General features: G+C 47.3%; 14 protein-coding genes. 8 read left to right on the plus strand and 6 right to left on the minus strand.

Annotation, left to right across the window (positions count from 1 at the left end):
- Positions 1–9 precede the first annotated feature (9 nt).
- Positions 10–471: a DUF4112 domain-containing protein gene (locus tag EZE20_RS14355; protein ID WP_132118815.1), complete on the plus strand. Its 462-nt coding sequence runs from the start codon at positions 10–12 to the stop codon at positions 469–471.
- A gap of 30 nt (positions 472–501) precedes the next feature.
- Here EZE20_RS14355 and EZE20_RS24400 read toward each other — a convergent pair whose 3' ends face one another.
- Entirely contained in the window at positions 502–933 is a 432-nt protein-coding gene (locus EZE20_RS24400) for a type II toxin-antitoxin system VapC family toxin (protein WP_132118817.1), read from the minus strand.
- Between the two features lies 1 nt (position 934).
- Positions 935–1,192 carry a DUF6364 family protein gene (locus EZE20_RS14365; RefSeq protein ID WP_132118819.1) on the minus strand — a complete coding sequence of 86 codons (258 nt, stop codon included), beginning with the start codon at positions 1,190–1,192 and terminating at the stop codon, positions 935–937.
- A gap of 155 nt (positions 1,193–1,347) precedes the next feature.
- On the opposite strand from EZE20_RS14365, the gene EZE20_RS14370 reads away from it, so the two are divergent.
- The 5 genes from EZE20_RS14370 (at position 1,348) to EZE20_RS14390 (ending at position 9,607) form a co-directional block, all read left to right on the plus strand.
- Positions 1,348–3,180 (plus strand): ABC transporter ATP-binding protein, encoded by a 1,833-nt coding sequence (locus tag EZE20_RS14370; RefSeq protein WP_132118821.1) that lies wholly within the window; start codon positions 1,348–1,350, stop codon positions 3,178–3,180.
- Between the two features lie 241 nt (positions 3,181–3,421).
- Positions 3,422–6,544 carry a SusC/RagA family TonB-linked outer membrane protein gene (locus EZE20_RS14375; RefSeq protein ID WP_132118823.1) on the plus strand — a complete coding sequence of 1,041 codons (3,123 nt, stop codon included), beginning with the start codon at positions 3,422–3,424 and terminating at the stop codon, positions 6,542–6,544.
- A 28-nt stretch (positions 6,545–6,572) separates the two neighbouring features.
- Positions 6,573–7,991: a SusD/RagB family nutrient-binding outer membrane lipoprotein gene (locus EZE20_RS14380; protein WP_132118825.1), complete on the plus strand. Its 1,419-nt coding sequence runs from the start codon at positions 6,573–6,575 to the stop codon at positions 7,989–7,991.
- 138 nt (positions 7,992–8,129) lie between these two features.
- A complete protein-coding gene (locus tag EZE20_RS14385; protein ID WP_132118827.1) occupies positions 8,130–8,633 on the plus strand; it encodes a heme-binding domain-containing protein in 504 nt (167 codons plus the stop codon).
- A 98-nt stretch (positions 8,634–8,731) separates the two neighbouring features.
- Positions 8,732–9,607, plus strand: a complete 876-nt coding sequence (locus EZE20_RS14390) for a dienelactone hydrolase family protein (protein ID WP_132118829.1) — start codon at positions 8,732–8,734, stop codon at positions 9,605–9,607.
- Positions 9,608–9,755: 148 nt separating this feature from the next.
- On the opposite strand, the gene EZE20_RS14395 is transcribed toward EZE20_RS14390, so the two are convergent.
- Together EZE20_RS14395 and EZE20_RS14400 are read right to left on the minus strand one after the other, a co-directional pair.
- Positions 9,756–11,693 carry a c-type cytochrome gene (locus EZE20_RS14395; protein ID WP_132118831.1) on the minus strand — a complete coding sequence of 646 codons (1,938 nt, stop codon included), beginning with the start codon at positions 11,691–11,693 and terminating at the stop codon, positions 9,756–9,758.
- Between the two features lie 92 nt (positions 11,694–11,785).
- A complete protein-coding gene (locus EZE20_RS14400) occupies positions 11,786–13,627 on the minus strand; it encodes a family 16 glycoside hydrolase (protein ID WP_228713759.1) in 1,842 nt (613 codons plus the stop codon).
- Between the two features lie 164 nt (positions 13,628–13,791).
- Between EZE20_RS14400 and EZE20_RS14405 the strand changes: the two genes are divergently transcribed.
- Both EZE20_RS14405 and EZE20_RS14410 read left to right on the plus strand, forming a co-directional pair.
- Complete coding sequence (locus EZE20_RS14405) at positions 13,792–14,550, plus strand: 3-keto-disaccharide hydrolase (protein WP_132118833.1); 759 nt, start codon at positions 13,792–13,794, stop codon at positions 14,548–14,550.
- A 130-nt stretch (positions 14,551–14,680) separates the two neighbouring features.
- Positions 14,681–15,247, plus strand: a complete 567-nt coding sequence (locus EZE20_RS14410; RefSeq protein ID WP_132118835.1) for a hypothetical protein — start codon at positions 14,681–14,683, stop codon at positions 15,245–15,247.
- Positions 15,248–15,474: 227 nt separating this feature from the next.
- Here the strand turns inward: EZE20_RS14410 and EZE20_RS14415 are convergent, their stop codons facing one another.
- Together EZE20_RS14415 and EZE20_RS14420 are read right to left on the minus strand one after the other, a co-directional pair.
- On the minus strand, positions 15,475–15,993 hold the full coding sequence (locus EZE20_RS14415) for an acyl-CoA thioesterase (protein WP_132118837.1): 519 nt from the start codon (positions 15,991–15,993) through the stop codon (positions 15,475–15,477).
- A 45-nt stretch (positions 15,994–16,038) separates the two neighbouring features.
- On the minus strand, positions 16,039–16,893 hold the full coding sequence (locus EZE20_RS14420) for an outer membrane beta-barrel protein (RefSeq protein WP_132118839.1): 855 nt from the start codon (positions 16,891–16,893) through the stop codon (positions 16,039–16,041).
- Positions 16,894–17,001 lie beyond the last annotated feature (108 nt).

Raw genomic sequence — 17,001 nt, forward strand, 5'->3', positions numbered from 1 at the left:
CAACTACCTATGAAGGCACTATCAGAACAAAAGTCATCCATAGCGAACATGGAATCATTGGCTCGTCTAATGGATTCCAGATTTAGAATCCCCGGCACCAACATTCGGTTCGGTTTGGATCCCCTTTTGGGGCTTGTCCCCGGCGCCGGCGACTTTGCCACTTTGTGCGTATCGGGCTATATGGTTACGATTTTGGCCCGGAACGGAGCAAGCAATTTTATCATTGCCCGAATGGCTCTCAACATTTTGATTGATGCACTTTTGGGATCGATTCCTTTGGTGGGTGATATTTTTGATGTAGCCTTCAAAGCAAATTTACGCAACGTTAAGCTCATGCGGGAACACTACGTGGAAGGCCGGCATCAGGGAGGAGCCTGGAAAATTGTAGTTCCTGTTTTGGGAGTGTTAATTTTAGCGTTGGGAGCGTTGGCATGGCTAAGCTATACACTTATCATGTGGGTTGTCAATTAGTTTTTTGAGTTGCTGACTTTTGCGGTTGTCTCACTTCTTTCCACTCAAATACATAGAAATATATTCATCCGGAGTTACAATACTCAATTCGCTCTTTTTGAAATCTTTGACATTCCGCGTAATTATTTTCCTGATGAGAGGCTCTTGCAGGGCTGTAAAATTCTGAATACCATCTTCAAAATCTTCAAATCGTTCGGCCAAAGCCTGTCGAATGATTATTTTGCCTACGGGTAAAATCTCTGTCAGGCTTTCTAGTTTTTGTAACAGTTCCATTGCTTTTTTTAATCCCGCCAATTTTCGCAAAATGTAGAAGATATTTGAGTAGCAAAGCGAAGACACATAAATTACTATTTCTTCCTTTTCTGCCAATACAAATACCTCAGCAGATTTCTGAGAAAAAGGCACGCGATCTATCAAAAAGTCTACGATGACATCAGTATCTACAAAAACTGCCTCTTTCATCTTAACCCAAATATTTTTTAATCAATTCATCTTCAAGTATTTGCTTTTCATCAAACGATCCGGACTCCGGAATTTTCACGGACCCTTTTAAAGATTTCACAAGTGGCGTTAATTCAATATCTTTCGCTTCTTTACCTTCCGTAATACTGCGAAGATATTCTTCAATCAGGTTCGATAAGCTGCGCTTTTGTTCGTGAGCATATTCTTTTGCTTTCTCAATCACCTCTTTTTCAAGCGTTAGCGTTAGTTTAGTCGACATAAGTAACACGTGTAAGTTATGTTGAAAGATACGTATAATTTTCGATGTATCAAGAGTGAAAAATTAGAAAGATCTGGAATACTGGGATAGAACCCCCATCCCGAACTTTTCCACCCTACAATTGATTTAATTTAATAGTACTAATCATCACCTATTTGCGTCCCAATTTACCCCCTAAAAAAGACTCTACTACGCAGTCATTGCGAAAGCGTTTTTCGGCCCTGCAAAATTTACCGCCCTTTTTCCGATTAGTCTGGAATACCAACAAATCGCTGACATTGGGAAACATCCTGTTTCGACTGCTGAAATCGGGAATTCCGTTGGCCATGCTGTACATCGGCAAGGAAATTATTGACGAAATTATTCGCCTGCTGGATGCAGGCGGCTCACAGCGGTATCTGTGGATGATGGTAGCTGCCGAACTCGGCCTGACGGTTTTCTCAGATATACTAAACCGCCTGATTGGCCTTTGCGACAGCTTGTTGGGCGATCTTGTCGCCAATAAAACATCCGTAGACCTGGTGCATCACGCCGCCCGGCTCGACCTGTATCAGTTTGAAAATCCCGTATTTTACGATAAACTCGAACGTGCCCGCCGTCAAACCACGAGCCGCACGGTGTTGCTCTCGCAGGTGTTGTCGCAGATGCAGGATATCCTTTCCCTGCTACTGCTTGGCGCCGGATTAATTGCATTCAGTCCGTGGTTAATCCTCATACTGGTGGTAGCTGTCATTCCTTCTTTTTTGGGCGAAACCCATTTCAACGAACGCAGCTACTCCCTTACCCGCAGCTGGACACCCGAGCGACGCGAGCTGGACTACCTGCGCTACATCGGTGCTAGCGCCGAAACTGCCAAAGAAATCAAGGTGTTTGGTTTGGAAAAATACCTGACCGAACGATTCAAAATGCTTTCGGATAAATACTATCTCGAAAATCGAAAAATAGCCATTAGCCGGGCTTTTTGGGGCTATTTGCTCGCTGCACTCGGAACGTTTGCGTACTACGGTGCCTACGTATTTGTGCTTTTTCAAACCATCAGCGGGCTCCTGACGGTCGGAACTATGACGTTTTTATCGGGTTCTTTTCAACGCATGCACGGCATGTTGCAGGGTATCATGAGCCGGTTTTCGAGTATTGCCGAAAGTGCGCTTTACTTACAGGATTTATTTGATTTCTTCGCCATAGAGCCAACGATTACGGCCAATGCGGCTGGTCTGAAAATACCGGATCCGATTGAAAAAGGATTTCGGTTTGAGAATGTCAGTTTCAAATATCCGGATAGCGAGCGCTGGGCAATACGAAACCTGAGTTTTACGCTAAATCCAAATGAAAAACTGGCACTTGTGGGCGAAAACGGGGCTGGAAAAACAACACTCGTCAAGTTACTGGCCCGGCTCTACCTTCCTACCGAAGGCCAAATTCTGCTCGATGGCCTTCCCCTGGATGCTTATAGTCTGGCTGATCTTAGGGCTAACATTGGAATTATTTTCCAGGATTTTATTCGCTACGAAATGACCGTGGCCGAAAACATCGCCGTCGGCGATATTGATCATCGGCTCGACGAAGAACTCATTGCCGATTCAGCCCAAAAGAGCCTTGCAAGCGATGTTGTCGCTCAGCTACCCGCTGGTTTTCAGCAGGTTTTGGGCAAACGATTCAAAGATGGACAGGAGCTATCGGGCGGGCAATGGCAAAAAGTGGCGCTCGCCCGTGCCTACATGCGCAACGCACAACTTGTGGTACTCGACGAACCCACCTCAGCTCTTGACGCCCGTGCCGAACATGAGGTTTTTCAGCGGTTTAGTACCTTAATAAAAGGCAAAATGGCGGTACTTATTTCCCACCGTTTTTCGACCGTCCGCATGGCTGACCGGATTTTATTTCTGGAAAATGGCACATTGCTCGAATTCGGTTCTCACGAAGAACTACTACTACTAAATGGGAAATACGCCGAACTATTTCATTTGCAGGCGCAGGGGTATTTGTAGAATCCTCGATGTTTTGAGAAAATAACACATGCACGAAAGTCTGCTGATTCCGTCTGGATTGGCAGACTTTTTTAGTAATACAATTTCCATTCTCCGTATAATATTTGGGGAAATACTCGATTTGCCGATACAAATGATGGACTTTTTGCTAATTTTTGAAACCTTTTTTAACTTAAACAATACATTTCACTATATTTGAAACCATTTTTTTATTTAAAATTCATCCAAACTAAACAAGCACATGAAGAAAATTGTACAGTTTTGCATGAGTTGCCTGCTTCTGCTGTTGGGGCCAATTGCCCTGGCGCAGCAAGGGCAGATCAACGTAACGGGCAAGGTCACCACCGAAAAAGACGGCTCTACGCTGCCCGGTGTTAGTGTAGGAATCAAAGGCACATCGCAGGGAACACTGACCGATGAAAATGGAAATTTCCGGCTAATGGTACCTAATTCCAACGCTATTTTGGTTTTCAGTTCCATTGGATTTATATCCAAAGAAGAGCCCGTCGGGACCCGCACGTCGTTCACGATTTCGCTGGCCGAAGATGCCAAAATCCTGAATGAAGTGGTAGTTACGGCATTGGGTATCAGCCGGGAAAAGAAAGCGCTCGGCTACGCATCGCAACAGGTAGACAGCGAGGAACTTGTCCAAAACCGGCAGCCCAACCTTGTAAATGCCCTGCAAGGGAAAGTCGCCGGCGTAACGATCACAAGTACGGGCGGCGCACCGGGACAAGGTGCCCGGATTTTGATTCGGGGGATTAACTCAATCGACGTCAACCGCGACAATCAGCCGCTGTTTGTAATTGATGGAATCCTGCTCGACAACAGCACCTCGACCTTTGGCCAAAGTGCCGAACTTCGGGGCATGTCCAACCGTGCCGCAGATATAAATCCTGACGATATTGAAACCATAAATATACTTAAAGGTGGTGCCGCAACGGCACTTTACGGTCTGCGGGGAGCCAATGGTGTAGTAGTTATTACGACAAAATCGGGAAAATCCGGTTCGCTTCGGGCCAATTTCAGCAGCACTTTTGGCACAGAAAACGTTAATAAATTTCCGGAAGTACAAGATAAGTACACAATCGGTTATAGCGGGGTATATAATCCACAGGATTTTTTCCCTTCCTGGGGACCAACTATCGCCGAAGCCCGGCAGATTGATCCCACGCATCCTGAAAAACTATACAACCATTTTAAGGATGCCTACCAAACCGGAAAGCAGTTTCAGAATAATCTTTCGTTCTCCGGCGGAACCGATAAAGTAACGTTCCTTTCGTCGCTTTCACATCTCCACCACGAAGGGGTTATTCCGTTTACGAGCTTCGACAAATACTCCATACGGCTAAATACGCAGGTAAAGTTCACCGAAAAATTCTCCACAAGTGCCAATCTTAATTTTGTAAATTCGGGTGGTGAGCGCTACAATGCCGATCGGTTCAGTGAAAGCCTCAGCTATTGGTCGCCTCGCTACGATGTGCGCGATTATATCAAACCCGACGGTACGATGAACACCTATGGCAACAATAATCCGCTCTATGGCGCACTGACTAACAAGCTGGAAGACAACGTAAACCGACTCATTGGCGGGCTCAATTTTAATTACTCTCCCCTCAATTGGCTATCATTCAACTACCGGGTCGGTATCGACACTTACTCAGAAAACCGGACTCGTACTGCACCCGGTCCAAGAGGATTTGCGGATGAATATGTGTACGAAGACAACGGTATGGGTTTTGTGTATCAGTACAATACCTCCTTCCGGTCGCTGACGTCAACTTTTACCGCAAGCGGCACCACACAGCTGGGCGAAAACCTAAAAGGAACGCTGCGTTTAGGACATGATTTGTACGAACGCCGCATTCGCAGCTTTGGAGCAGAAGGCAACGAACTAACGGTTTACAATTATTTTGATCTCCGAAACGCCAAGACTATCACACCCGCACAAGGGGCAGAAGATTACCGGTTGATGGGGGTTTTTGGTGAATTAACTTTTGATTACAAAGATTTCTTATACCTCACTTTTACAGGACGAAATGACATTACCTCATCGCTTCGGCAGCCCAATAATTCTTTCTTTTATCCTTCCGCGAGCGTTGGGTATGTCTTCTCACAGCACTTTGATTTACCTACTTACCTAAGTCTTGGGAAAGTGCGGGCTTCGTATGCCAAAATCGGAAAAGATGCGCTCCCCTACTCTACAACCACGGGCTTTGCGTCATATACCAACCTCCCCACCGGCCTGACGGGCTTTACCCGCGGCGCCCTGCTAGGCGATCCTAACCTACGGCCGGAATTTACTGAAACTCTCGAAACCGGACTTGAACTGGGCTTTTTCGGAAATCGACTGGGCGTTGATTTGACGTACTATCATTCGTTGAGTAAAGATCAGATAATCAATGTAAATGTTTCTTCATCAACAGGTTATGTTCGCGCAGCAATTAACTCAGGCACCATGCGAAATCAGGGAGTGGAACTTGTCCTGCGCGGTCGACCGATCCAGAAAACGAACTTTTCGTGGGATGTAAACTTAAATTTCTCCGCCAATCGTAACAAAATTCTGAGCATTCGCGAGGGGCTTACTGAAATAACTTATGCGTCGCAATTTGGCTATTCGGGTGCTACCACGACCATGAAACTCCTGGCTGGGCAAGCCTACGGAAATCTATACGGGACGAGCATGCAGCGCTACTACGAAAACAGCGCCGAAGAAGATCCGCTGCTTTTGGACCGAAGCCGGCCAATCGTCATTGGTGCCAATGGATTTCCGGTGCGTAATACTACCCAAAAACTTCTTGGCAACTCGCTGCCCGACTGGATTGGCGGCCTCAACAACAATTTCCGCTACCGCGACTTCACGCTTTCAGCCTTGTTTGACGCCCGCGTAGGACAGGAGCGTTACAATCAGTTGGGCAATTTCTTCTCGGCCTTTGGTATTGCAAAGTATACCGAAAATCGCGACGAAACTATCGTATTTGATGGGGTTTTGGCCGATGGCACACCCAATACAAAACCTGTCTTTTTGGGACAGGGCGTTGGGCCCGATGGCGTTAATTATGGCAACGGCTACTACCGAAACGTACACCGAACGCTGTCCGAAAACTTCATTGAAGATGCATCGTGGGTACGGCTGCGGTCGCTGCGGCTTGCGTACAATTTGCCCGGAAGTTTATTGGAAAAGAGTCTGTTTCGTAGTATTCAGCTGAGCGTAACCGGAAACAATCTTTGGCTTGGCACTAAGTACACAGGCTACGACCCCGAAACAAGTTCCAATTCCAGTGGCAGCAACGTAGACGGTTTCAGCGGTTTTACCTATCCCGCAGTGCGTAGCTTTTTGTTTACGCTAAATGTAGGATTCTAAAAATTCATTTTTGAAAAAAATTGATCTTATGAAAAAATATAGTCAATATATACTGCTTACGCTCGCGTTGCTCCTCACAGCTGGGCTCAGCGGCTGCGAGAATTACTTTGATTTAAACGAAAATCCAAACCTGATTTCTAACCCGCCGCTCAATTCGCTGCTGTCTACAACTACTCAAAAGACGGCACTAAACTCGCAAAGTATGGCTAATATCACCTCTTACTTTGTGCAATATCTGGCAAGTCCGGGCTCGGGTGGATCTACCGATACGTATCAGGAAACCGACTATACAGGCACCTGGGACGCTATTTACTACGCAATGGCCGACCTGACCGATATGAAACGGCTAGCCGACGAGCAAAATGCCGCTGAGTACGCAGGCGTAGCCAATGTGTTGCTGGCTTATCATCTCAATCTCATCGCTGATAGTTTTGGCAGCGGGCCGTTCAGTGCTGCTTTCACGGGAGACCCGCTGATTCCGCCCTACGATTCGGAAGAAGAAATGTACACCACGGCTATGGGATTGCTTGATAACGCAATAACCGAGCTGTCGCGCACGGATTCAAATATTCGGCTAAGTGCTGCCGACGACCTTATTCATCAGGGAAACATTGCCAAATGGATCAAAACGGCCTACGCCCTCAAAGCCCGGATGCTTAACAAAATCTCCGGCCAAAGTGCCTACAACCCGCAGGCGGTTCTGGCTGCCGTGGAAAAATCCTATACATCCAAGGCCGACGACGCGCAGATGAGCACTTTCTTATTACGCAATCCATGGGCACAGGTTGCCCGAAACAATGCTGCTTTGGTGCTGAATGGATGGCTTTCGGAGCAACTCGTCGATCATCTGAACGGGACTACCTACGGGGTGTTTGATCCAAGAATTGAAAAAATTACGGACAAAACAATCAATGATGTCTATAAAGGAACCGTGAATGGACAAGGCAATGTAGGAGGAAATAATACGGTGAAAGATGAAAGCTATATTTCTTTGAACTCACCATTAACCGGCGACGACTCCCCGCTGTTGATCGTGACCTACGCCGAAATGAAGATGGTCGAAGCAGAAGCGGCCTTCCGGGCCGGAGATCGCGCCCGTGCCTATGCCGCCTATCAGGAAGGAATTCGCGCGCACATGGAAAAGTTGCAGGTAGCAGCTGCGGCTATTGACGGGTACCTCGCCAATCCGACCGTTACGCCTGGCGCCGGAGCGCTATCTTTGGCGCTGATTTTTAAGGAAAAATACGTAGTAACTTACCTTAATCCCGAAGCCTGGAACGACGCCCGCCGGTTTGACTATCAGTACAAAGATTTCACGTTGCCAGTAAATGCAGCATTGCCAACGTTTATCCGCAGGGTAGCATATCCAAGTGCCGAATTGGCCGAAAACGGGCAAAATGTACCCGACGTGGGAGCACTTTCGGATGAGCTTTGGTGGGATAAGTAACAGCCTGCTTTCAGGTAAATTGAATCTCTATGCTTTTGGAAAAAGGAGTTGTTTTCCTTTCCCAAAAGCATAGATTTTTTTTGGTGGCGGCTTTTACCTACATTTCTACCTAACTCTCACTTAACCTTCTTCTTTGTTATGATTAAGAAAATAGCTCTTGGCCTGCTCGCCATTTTGGTGATGATCCAGTTTATTCGGCCTGAAAAGAACGTTTCGGATGACCGCACCTATGATATTTCGACGGCCTACGCTATTCCGGACGATGTGGCAAACACCCTCGAAGTGGCCTGTAACGACTGCCACAGCAACAAAACCCGCTACCCGTGGTACGCTGAGATTCAGCCCGTGGCGTGGTTTCTGGACGATCATGTGCAGGACGGAAAGCGGCATCTTAACTTTTCGACCTTTACCAAACTTCCGATTGCCGTTCAGAACCATAAGCTGGAAGAAACCCTCGAAATGGTAGAAGCGGGAGAAATGCCGCTGAAATCGTACACCAATTTTGGGTTACATCCAGAGGCAAAAATCACCTACGAGCAGCGGCAGGCCATTATTCAGTGGGCACGCGCGCAAATGGACACTTTGAAGGCTAACTATCCCGCCGATAGTCTTAAAATGAAGCCCCGCAAGCCTACTTCTTGAGTTTTTTCCGGGAAGGCAAATGTGGTGTTTTAAACAAAAAGTTTCTAAATAAGTAGTTTGGAAAGCACTGGTAAATCATTTAAATCACAACCGACCTTATGACAAAAATTCTTGCGCTCATTCCGCTGTTTCTGATCAGCACTTTTGGGATCATTTTCATGCCCGGGCAGCCCGATGCCGATTCGGCACCAATTCCGATTTGTCATACCATTCTACCTGAAACCGATGGCATGAAGCAATTTGCGCTCGATCCGGCTTTTCAGGCGCTTCACCTCACCCCACTACCGCTTGACTATGAGGGCATTGGCAAAAAGATAACCTTTACTGCTCCCGACGGAAAAGACGCTTCCGGCTATTTTATCAAGGCCAAAAAGAAAAGCGACAAATGGCTTTTTGTGTATCAGGAATGGTGGGGACTCAATGACTACATTCGGCGACAATCGGATACATTTTACAAAGATCTGGGCGAAGATGTAAACGTACTTGCATTGGATATGTACGATGGCCAATCGACAGATAATCCGCAGGAAGCCGGCAAATTAATGTCTGGTACGAGCGAAACCCGCCTGACGAGTATCGTACAGGGTGGCTATGCCTATGCCGGCACCAAAGCGCAGGTAGCAAGCGTTGGCTGGTGTTTTGGTGGCGGGTGGTCGCTGCGCTCAGCTTTGCTTGGCGGCAAAAATAACGTGGGTTCGGTGATGTACTACGGCATGCCTACGCAGGATACCGAATGGCTACAAACGCTCAACAGCGATGTATTGGGGCTTTTTGCTACCGAGCAGCGGATTTCAAAAGAGGTAATCGCGCAGTTTGATGCCAACATGAAGAAAGCCGGTAAAACCCTGACCTACAAGATTTTTCCCGGTGTACATGGTTTTGCCAATCCGAGTAACCCAAAATTCGACGAAGCCGGTGCCAAAGAAGCCTACGGCATGGCGCTGAGCTATTTGAAGAAACGCCTGAAGGTGTAGATGCTATTTTTTATGAAGTGGGCCCATAAAGTTTTTGAAACTTTGTGGGCCTTTTTTGTGGCGAAAAATACCACTGCTAATTCACAAAAAAAGCCCAATAAGATTTCTTTTGAAACCTTATTGGGCTAAACTAAGAATATCTGGAATGTTATTTATTTAACGAATTAATCCAGGCAGCAATCTTCATGGCATCAGCCTTTGGCACCTGAGGCATTGCAGCCATGGGGGTGGCATAATCCGGCCAGTTTTCGGGCTTGGGATTATAAATCAAATCTACAATTTTCTCATTTGAATATTTCCGCTTGGCTACATCAACGTAAGCCGGGCCAACCACACGCTTATCAACCGCATGACAGGCCAAACAGGTATTCTTTTCCAAAAGTGGCTTCACTTCTGCATACGTTGGCACTTTGCCGCCGGTAGCTGCTGTGGCTTTATTTTTTGCATCGGGCGACACGTGCTCAGCGGCTTTGGCGGCAGCGGCGGCTTTGGTTGTTCCGGCACTGAATGTTTTCAGTTCGGACACTTTTAATTTTTCTCCCGTCGGAATATTGTTCAACGTATAGTAGGCAGAAGGATGCACCAGTGAGTAGTACGTACCTGCCGCCCGGATTCCGTCCAGATTGAGGTGATGCACATAGTACTGACGCAGGCCGTCGGTTACGATACGAATGGTTTTTCCATCTTCCGAAATTTTAATTCCCTTGATCGCCACTTCTTTCTGATTGATCGGTGGGCTGCCATACACCGCATGATGCTTGTAAATGTAGCTCGTCAGCGAATAAGACGCCGGGTTTTCGGCAGACTTGCGGTCAACGGGCAGAGTAAAATTCACTTCAAAGCCATCGGGCATTGCTTTCACGGTGTACATTTCAAAGGGCATTTTGCCATTCCACACCAGGCGCTGCAATCCCTGATTGGCGTCTCCCGCCGAGCCCCAGCCACGGTTGGTTTCGCCGATAAACATGGAGCCATCTTTGGCGTACGACATCCGCAGCACACCCGACTGAAACCCACTTCTGAAATCAAAAGACGCACCCTGATATTCGCCGTTTACTTTTTCAAGAAACACCCGCATGATTTTGCTTTGTCCCTGATCGCCCACAAAAAATTGTCCGGCAAAGGGCCCAAAACCGCCCTGCGTGTCATCTTTGATAATTTCTGCCGTCGACACGCCGTGTACACCATAGGGCAACCACACCGCTGGAAGTTGCACGGAAGGGTATTTTTCCTTCAACTGATACAGCATCCGGGGATTTGCCTCATCGGCAATATTTTCGGGTTTGATGTACCGCCCGTTGGCATCTTTCACTTTACGGTTGTCAATTTCACTAAAAAACTGCTCCTCAGTCAGCGTTACTGGTGAGCCATTTTCTTTGGCCCATTTCAAACCTGCCGGGTGGCCCATGAAGCTCCCTTTTTTTACATGAAAAATACCACCTGTACCCATCCAATCGCCCTGATTGTCGGTATAAAAAAGCTCGCCATCCAGCATACTGATTCCTGCCGGAGAGCGCACGCCCGTTGCATAGGGTTCGTATTTTCCATCGGGTGTAATCCTGAATATCCAGCCACGGCTTGGTACGCGGCTTTCGCCCCGCCACCATTCTTCATCACCAAAGGCTACGTTTCCACTGACAAAAAAGCTGCCGTCGGGCGCAATTTTTGGCCCAAACGAATACTCATGGTAATGTCCCGAAACCGGCCATGCATACACCGTTTCGTAGACGTCGGCCTTGCCGTCGCCATCTTTATCAATCAGCTTGGTCAGCTCGCCGCGTTGCGCACAATAGAGGGCGCCGTCTTTCCAGGCAAGGCCCAGAATTTCGTGCAAACCGCTCGCAAATTTCCGGAAATAAGGCGTGCGGCTCGTTGGATTTTCCATGATCCACACTTCACCCCGGCGCGTGGACATACCGAGCGAACCGTTAGGTAAGGTGGTAAGGCCGCCCACTTCCAGGATAATTCCTTCGGGAATTGGCGGAGTAAGAATTTTGTAAAAATCCTCTTCCTTAGGCGATTCCTGCGCTTTCAAAACCGTAAAAGCCGCCAGAATCAAACAGGTGATTTGAATAATTTTCTTCATTTCTTTTAGTTAAAAATTTTTGTCCCGAACCAACGACGGGCTTGAATGGATGATTTACTGAATGTTCAGTGAAAAGGTTCTTATTATGCGGTTTAGAAAAGAATAGCGTAGTTTAGCTGCTCTTTTTCAAAAGGTACCAGCAATTCTTTCTTTCCGTTTACTTCCCGAATCACCGGTGCAGCCGCAGTAGCGGGAACCTGTATGTAGTATGATTTATCATCAAACGCATACAGACCGTCCGAAACTTTTTCAATAGACTTTCCTTCGCCCAGACGAGCCATCAATCCTTTCACAGGCTTAGACAGTTTTACAGTACGGTCAAAATGTGCGCCATCCACAATTTTTACCTGGTCCGAAACGGAAGTTCCAAAAGCTTCATAGTGAAACGTTGGCAGGTCATTTTCATCTAACGAATACCCTTTGGGACGGAAGCCGCTCCCCGTCGTATCGGTATTCCAGGCCGATTGGCCCGTAGCTTTTCCCAGTAGAAGCGCATCGTTCAGCAGCGTCACACTGCCACGTGGCCGCGAAGAACCATCGCCCCGGTCGTTCCACATCGGCGAGGCGTCCAGAAACTCCCCGCGCCACACCTGAAACACCGAACCTTTGTCGAGGTCATAGGAGTAGTGCAGATTGGCAGGACTGCCCACGTTTACGTTGTGCACAATCCGCTGACGTTTTCCGTCCGCAGGGCGAACATCCATAAAACTACGCAGCACGGTGTTGGTAGCGGCATGAACCAGAATCGGGTCAGCGGGGCTGCCACCCAGTGTAGAACCCAGGCTATGGTAGGCAACCTCCCGGAAGCCCGGCCCGGCTACCCACATACCCAAAACAGGTTTGAGCCAGCCGTCACGCTTATTCAAATAAATAGAAACAGAATGATCGCCCGCCGTTAGCGATGTTTTCCCAATCCGAAAATCATTGGCCGTTTTCCATTCGTTGGGCAGAATTTCTTTACCGTCAATTTTGAGGTAGCTATTGCCCGATGCCTGAATTTTGAACGTGTAGTCACCTGCCGTTGGGGCATTGTACGTTCCGGTATAAACCAGCACATAGTTATTATTTTCTTTGAGTACATCCCAGGTGAGGGCTTCGCTTTTTCCGGTTTCGGCTACGGTTAGCGTAGCCGGGTCAAGATCCTGCGAATAATTTCCGTAGTAGGTTTTGTAAGTCAGGTTGGTGAGTGTACCGGGTTTTTTATCAAAATTATTCACAACCATATTCCGGATTGCCAGCGAGCCGTGATCACCCTGAATACGAAGCGGGCCCATGGGCACATCTGCCGACAGCGCGCCACGCGTAGGTCCGCTTACCTCCACATTTTCGTGAATCGTAATGCCGTTTAGCTCTACATTCAGAAAAACAGCATTAGAAATTTTCTTTCCGGCGGCATCGAAGCGCGGCGCCTGATACGAGATTTTTATGTGCTGCCACAAGCCCGGCGCTTTGGCTACATTCAGGCGGGGCGCATAGCCTTCATAGCCTTTTTGGCCTTCGGGTTTGGAGTCATCCCAGCGCTCATAAATCCCTCCGCAGTCGTTGTATTTGGCTGATTTTTTACCCCAGCTATCAAAAAGTTGTATCTCATAGTTTCCTTGTAGATAAATCCCGGAGTTGGATCCTTTGGCCAGCATAAAATCCATCTCAATGTCGAGGTCGCCATGTGTGAAGTTAGAGATCAGTTCGTACTGATTTCCGTAGGTCCCCTGCTTATGAATGCAAGCCAATACTCCTTTGCCGGGAGCGGTTGTCAGGGTATTCGCTTTTGAAATATCCACCGTGGCATCTCCAACAATGCGCCAGTTGTCGGACTTGACGGTAAATGCCGAAAGATCGTTTAAAGGCAGCTTTTGGGCATAAAGTGCCTGACTTGCCATCAGGCCCGCACCAAAAATCAACCCTTTTAACAAAAAAACTTTACGTTTAAGCATACACTATTTTAGCTTAGATATTTATGAAAAAAATTTAAAAACGAAAATTACAAGGAAGAATCCGGAATTCGATACCCAAGTTGGTTAGAATGTCAAAGTTGCTGACTTTTGCAGTCAAAATTAGTCCTCTACCCGCATTTTTTTATTCAAAATAATTAGTACCTATGAAAAAAGTATTTCTTTTCGCTGCTGCTTTTGGCTCCCTTCTTACAGCACAAGCGCAGCTACAGCCTTCCAAAATGACTCCTGAATCCAGCGAAATATGGAGCCCCGTGCCCCGAATTGTTACTCCCGGTGGCATGTCAAATGCCGTCTCAGGTTTTACTGCACCCTCTGACGCAATTGTACTCTTTGACGGAAAAAATCTGGACAAATGGCAAGCGACCAATGGCGCCGCCCCGGCATGGACTGTTGCCGATGGCGCTATGACCGTAACACCACGTGCGGGCGACATTCAAACCAAACAGGAATTTGGCGATTTTCAGCTGCACATCGAATGGCGTGCCCCATCCGAAGTAAAAGGCAATGGGCAAGGCCGGGGCAATAGTGGCATTTTTATGCAAGGTGTCTATGAGCTACAAGTACTTGACAGCTACAACAACCGCACGTATTCCAACGGACAGGCCGGCTCAATATATAAGCAAACGATGCCGCTCGTGAATGCCACCAAAGGCCCCGGCGAATGGCAAACCTACGATGTAGTTTACACGGCCCCACGGTTTAATAAAGACGGGCAAATTCTGATTCCGGCCTATATAACGGTTATTCACAACGGTGTTTTGATTCAGAATCACACGCAGATTCAGGGCACAACGCCCTACGTGGGACGCCCGACGATTCAGCCCCACGGACGTGGTCCTATCAAATTACAAGACCACGGCAATCCCACAAGTTTCCGAAATATCTGGATTCGTGAATTGTAACATTCTTAAAAAAACTACGAAGGAGTCATTCTCAAATATTGGGAATGACTCTTTTTTTGGCCACCCTAGGGGAATGTAGCCGGGGCTTTTTTCGTTATCGTCCAAAACAGCAACCGATAGTAAAATCTTCATGCAGGATATTGAACCTTTCTATAACTGGGAAAAGCATTATGTGTCTAATCGCGACAATAAATCCCCTTTCTTTGGCCGTGAACCAAATCTGAATCAGTACGAAAATGATATTTATGGCTACTACATTCATCCGCTTTGGGACGAAATCGGTTCAGAAACACTCTATGTAAAAGTACTTTTTGCTGACTATAAGCAACACTTTGTGGTCATCGAGCTTTTTGGCGAATGGAACGACACGCTGCACAATGACATCATGTTTCTGAAACGAAACGTGGTTGATGAGTTTGTAGCAGCAGGAATCAGGCAGTTCATTTTGATTGGCGAAAATGTCCTGGATTTCCATGGTGCAGAAGACGATTACTATGCCGAATGGTTTGAGGATGTGGAAGATGGCTGGATTGCTGCTGTTAGTTTTCGGGAGCATGTGGAGCAGCAATGGAAACGCTTTCGGCTGGACTATTACCTTAACTTTGGCGGTACGCTCCAACTTGAACATTGGCGCACGATGCAGCCCCACGCTTTTTATCAACTTGTCAATAGTCTCATGATTCGTCGGTTAACCTAGCTAAGTTACAACCGGACAAACTACCAAATTATCAGATTATGATTACGGCTATACTTTTTTTAGTAGGTTTTTTTGCAGGATTATGGTTCCTGAAAAAGTATTTTACAAAAAAGCAAAACTGATTCATTTCCAGGAATTTTCATAAAGCAACCTTGCCACAAACAAAAACAGGAGCTAACTCCCTTCATAGAGATGCTCCTGTTTACATGGATTGAATCTGATAATACTCAGGGCAAATCAAACAAAGCTTTGAGCTCCGTTGCATCGCCGGGATTCATGCGGCCGGCCAATACAAGCCGCAACTGCCTTCTACGCAAAGCACTCGCAAACAACTCGTTATCTTCATCCGTTTCCGGTATCAGTTCAGGTACTTCAATAGGCCGGCCGTTTTGATCAACGGCAACAAAGGTGTAAAAGGCCCGGTTGGTGCTGAGCCGCTCTCCCGCCGGAATATCCTCAGCCCACACTTCCAGAAATACTTCCATAGAAGAGTTGAACGAGCGGGTAACCCGGGCTTTCATGGTTACGATATTGCCGAGTCTAATGGGTTCGCTGAAAGACACATTGTCCACCGAGGCAGTCACAACGATCCGGTTAGAATGGCGTTGGGCAGAAATAGCTGCGCAAATATCCATCCAATGCAACAGGCGGCCTCCCATTAGGTTGTTCAGCGTGTTGGTATCGTTGGGTAAAACCATCTCGGTCATAGTAACTTCGGACTCGTGGGCTTTTTTGGGCTTTGGCATGTAATGGAAAGAAAAATTGATGAGTGAATTTTGTAAAACAGAAATTTACAGGCGCGGGCAGCGCGTCTTTTTGCGTTGTTGGGCTAAAAATCGGGTAGTGAGCAGATAGTTAGCTTTCAGGCTCATGAAGATATAAGTATCCTTCACACCGGGATTGCCCCGCTGCCAGCCGGGTTGCCGGGCAGGTTCACCGATTTCAGGGCTGCGGTCTGACAATTGCCGGGCAAGATCATTAGGCAGAGCATCGGGTTGAGGGTAAAAACTACTTACGTCGTCGAGATAATCCGAATTCAGAAAATTATTGCACAGCTCAACGCCCAATCCCCACCGGTCGGTCAGTTTAAACGCCACGCCAATGCCCGCCATGACCAGCAGGGGTGTACGGGAATACTTGACCGCTTCCGTTGTAAGCGGCGCCAGGCTAATCCATTCGCCGTTCAGATTGGCTTTGGGAGAAAGGTACGTAAAGCCAACGCCTGCCATGAAGTAAGGATTAACGGGTGCCTGCCTGGAAAATGAAAAAAGATCGGCCTGCCCACCTATATAAAAGTCAGGATTTCGGGTTCGGAAAGAAAGGTTATTGACAAAATTGCGGGAAAACTTCTGGTCGGCCTGCACCTGATACCAACGAACTTCGGAGCGCAGGCTGAGGTGTTCGGACATGCGATACAGGGCTCCTAATGAAATGGATGGCCCCAAACCTAAATTATCAAAATCGACGCCGTCGATGAGGTCGCCCATATAGTAGGCGACTCCGGCGCCGCCTGTAAGGCTAATAACTCCCCGCGCCGGAATATGGCTCCCAAGGCCTTCAATGCGGGCCTGCGCGAGTGCAGGGATCGTTTTTGGGCCAAAAAAGCCGAACGTACTGAGCAGAATGACAGGTAAAAAATGTTTCATGTCTGTGCGGGATTTTCTTTCAGTTGAAACGAAGTGTCCTGTAAATATGAGGTGTATTTTGCCAAAAAACGACAAAAGCCGGAATATTTCCGGCTTTTGTCGTTTTTT

The organism is Arundinibacter roseus (genome assembly GCF_004348825.1).
Classification (GTDB): Bacteria; Bacteroidota; Bacteroidia; order Cytophagales; family Spirosomataceae; genus Arundinibacter; species Arundinibacter roseus.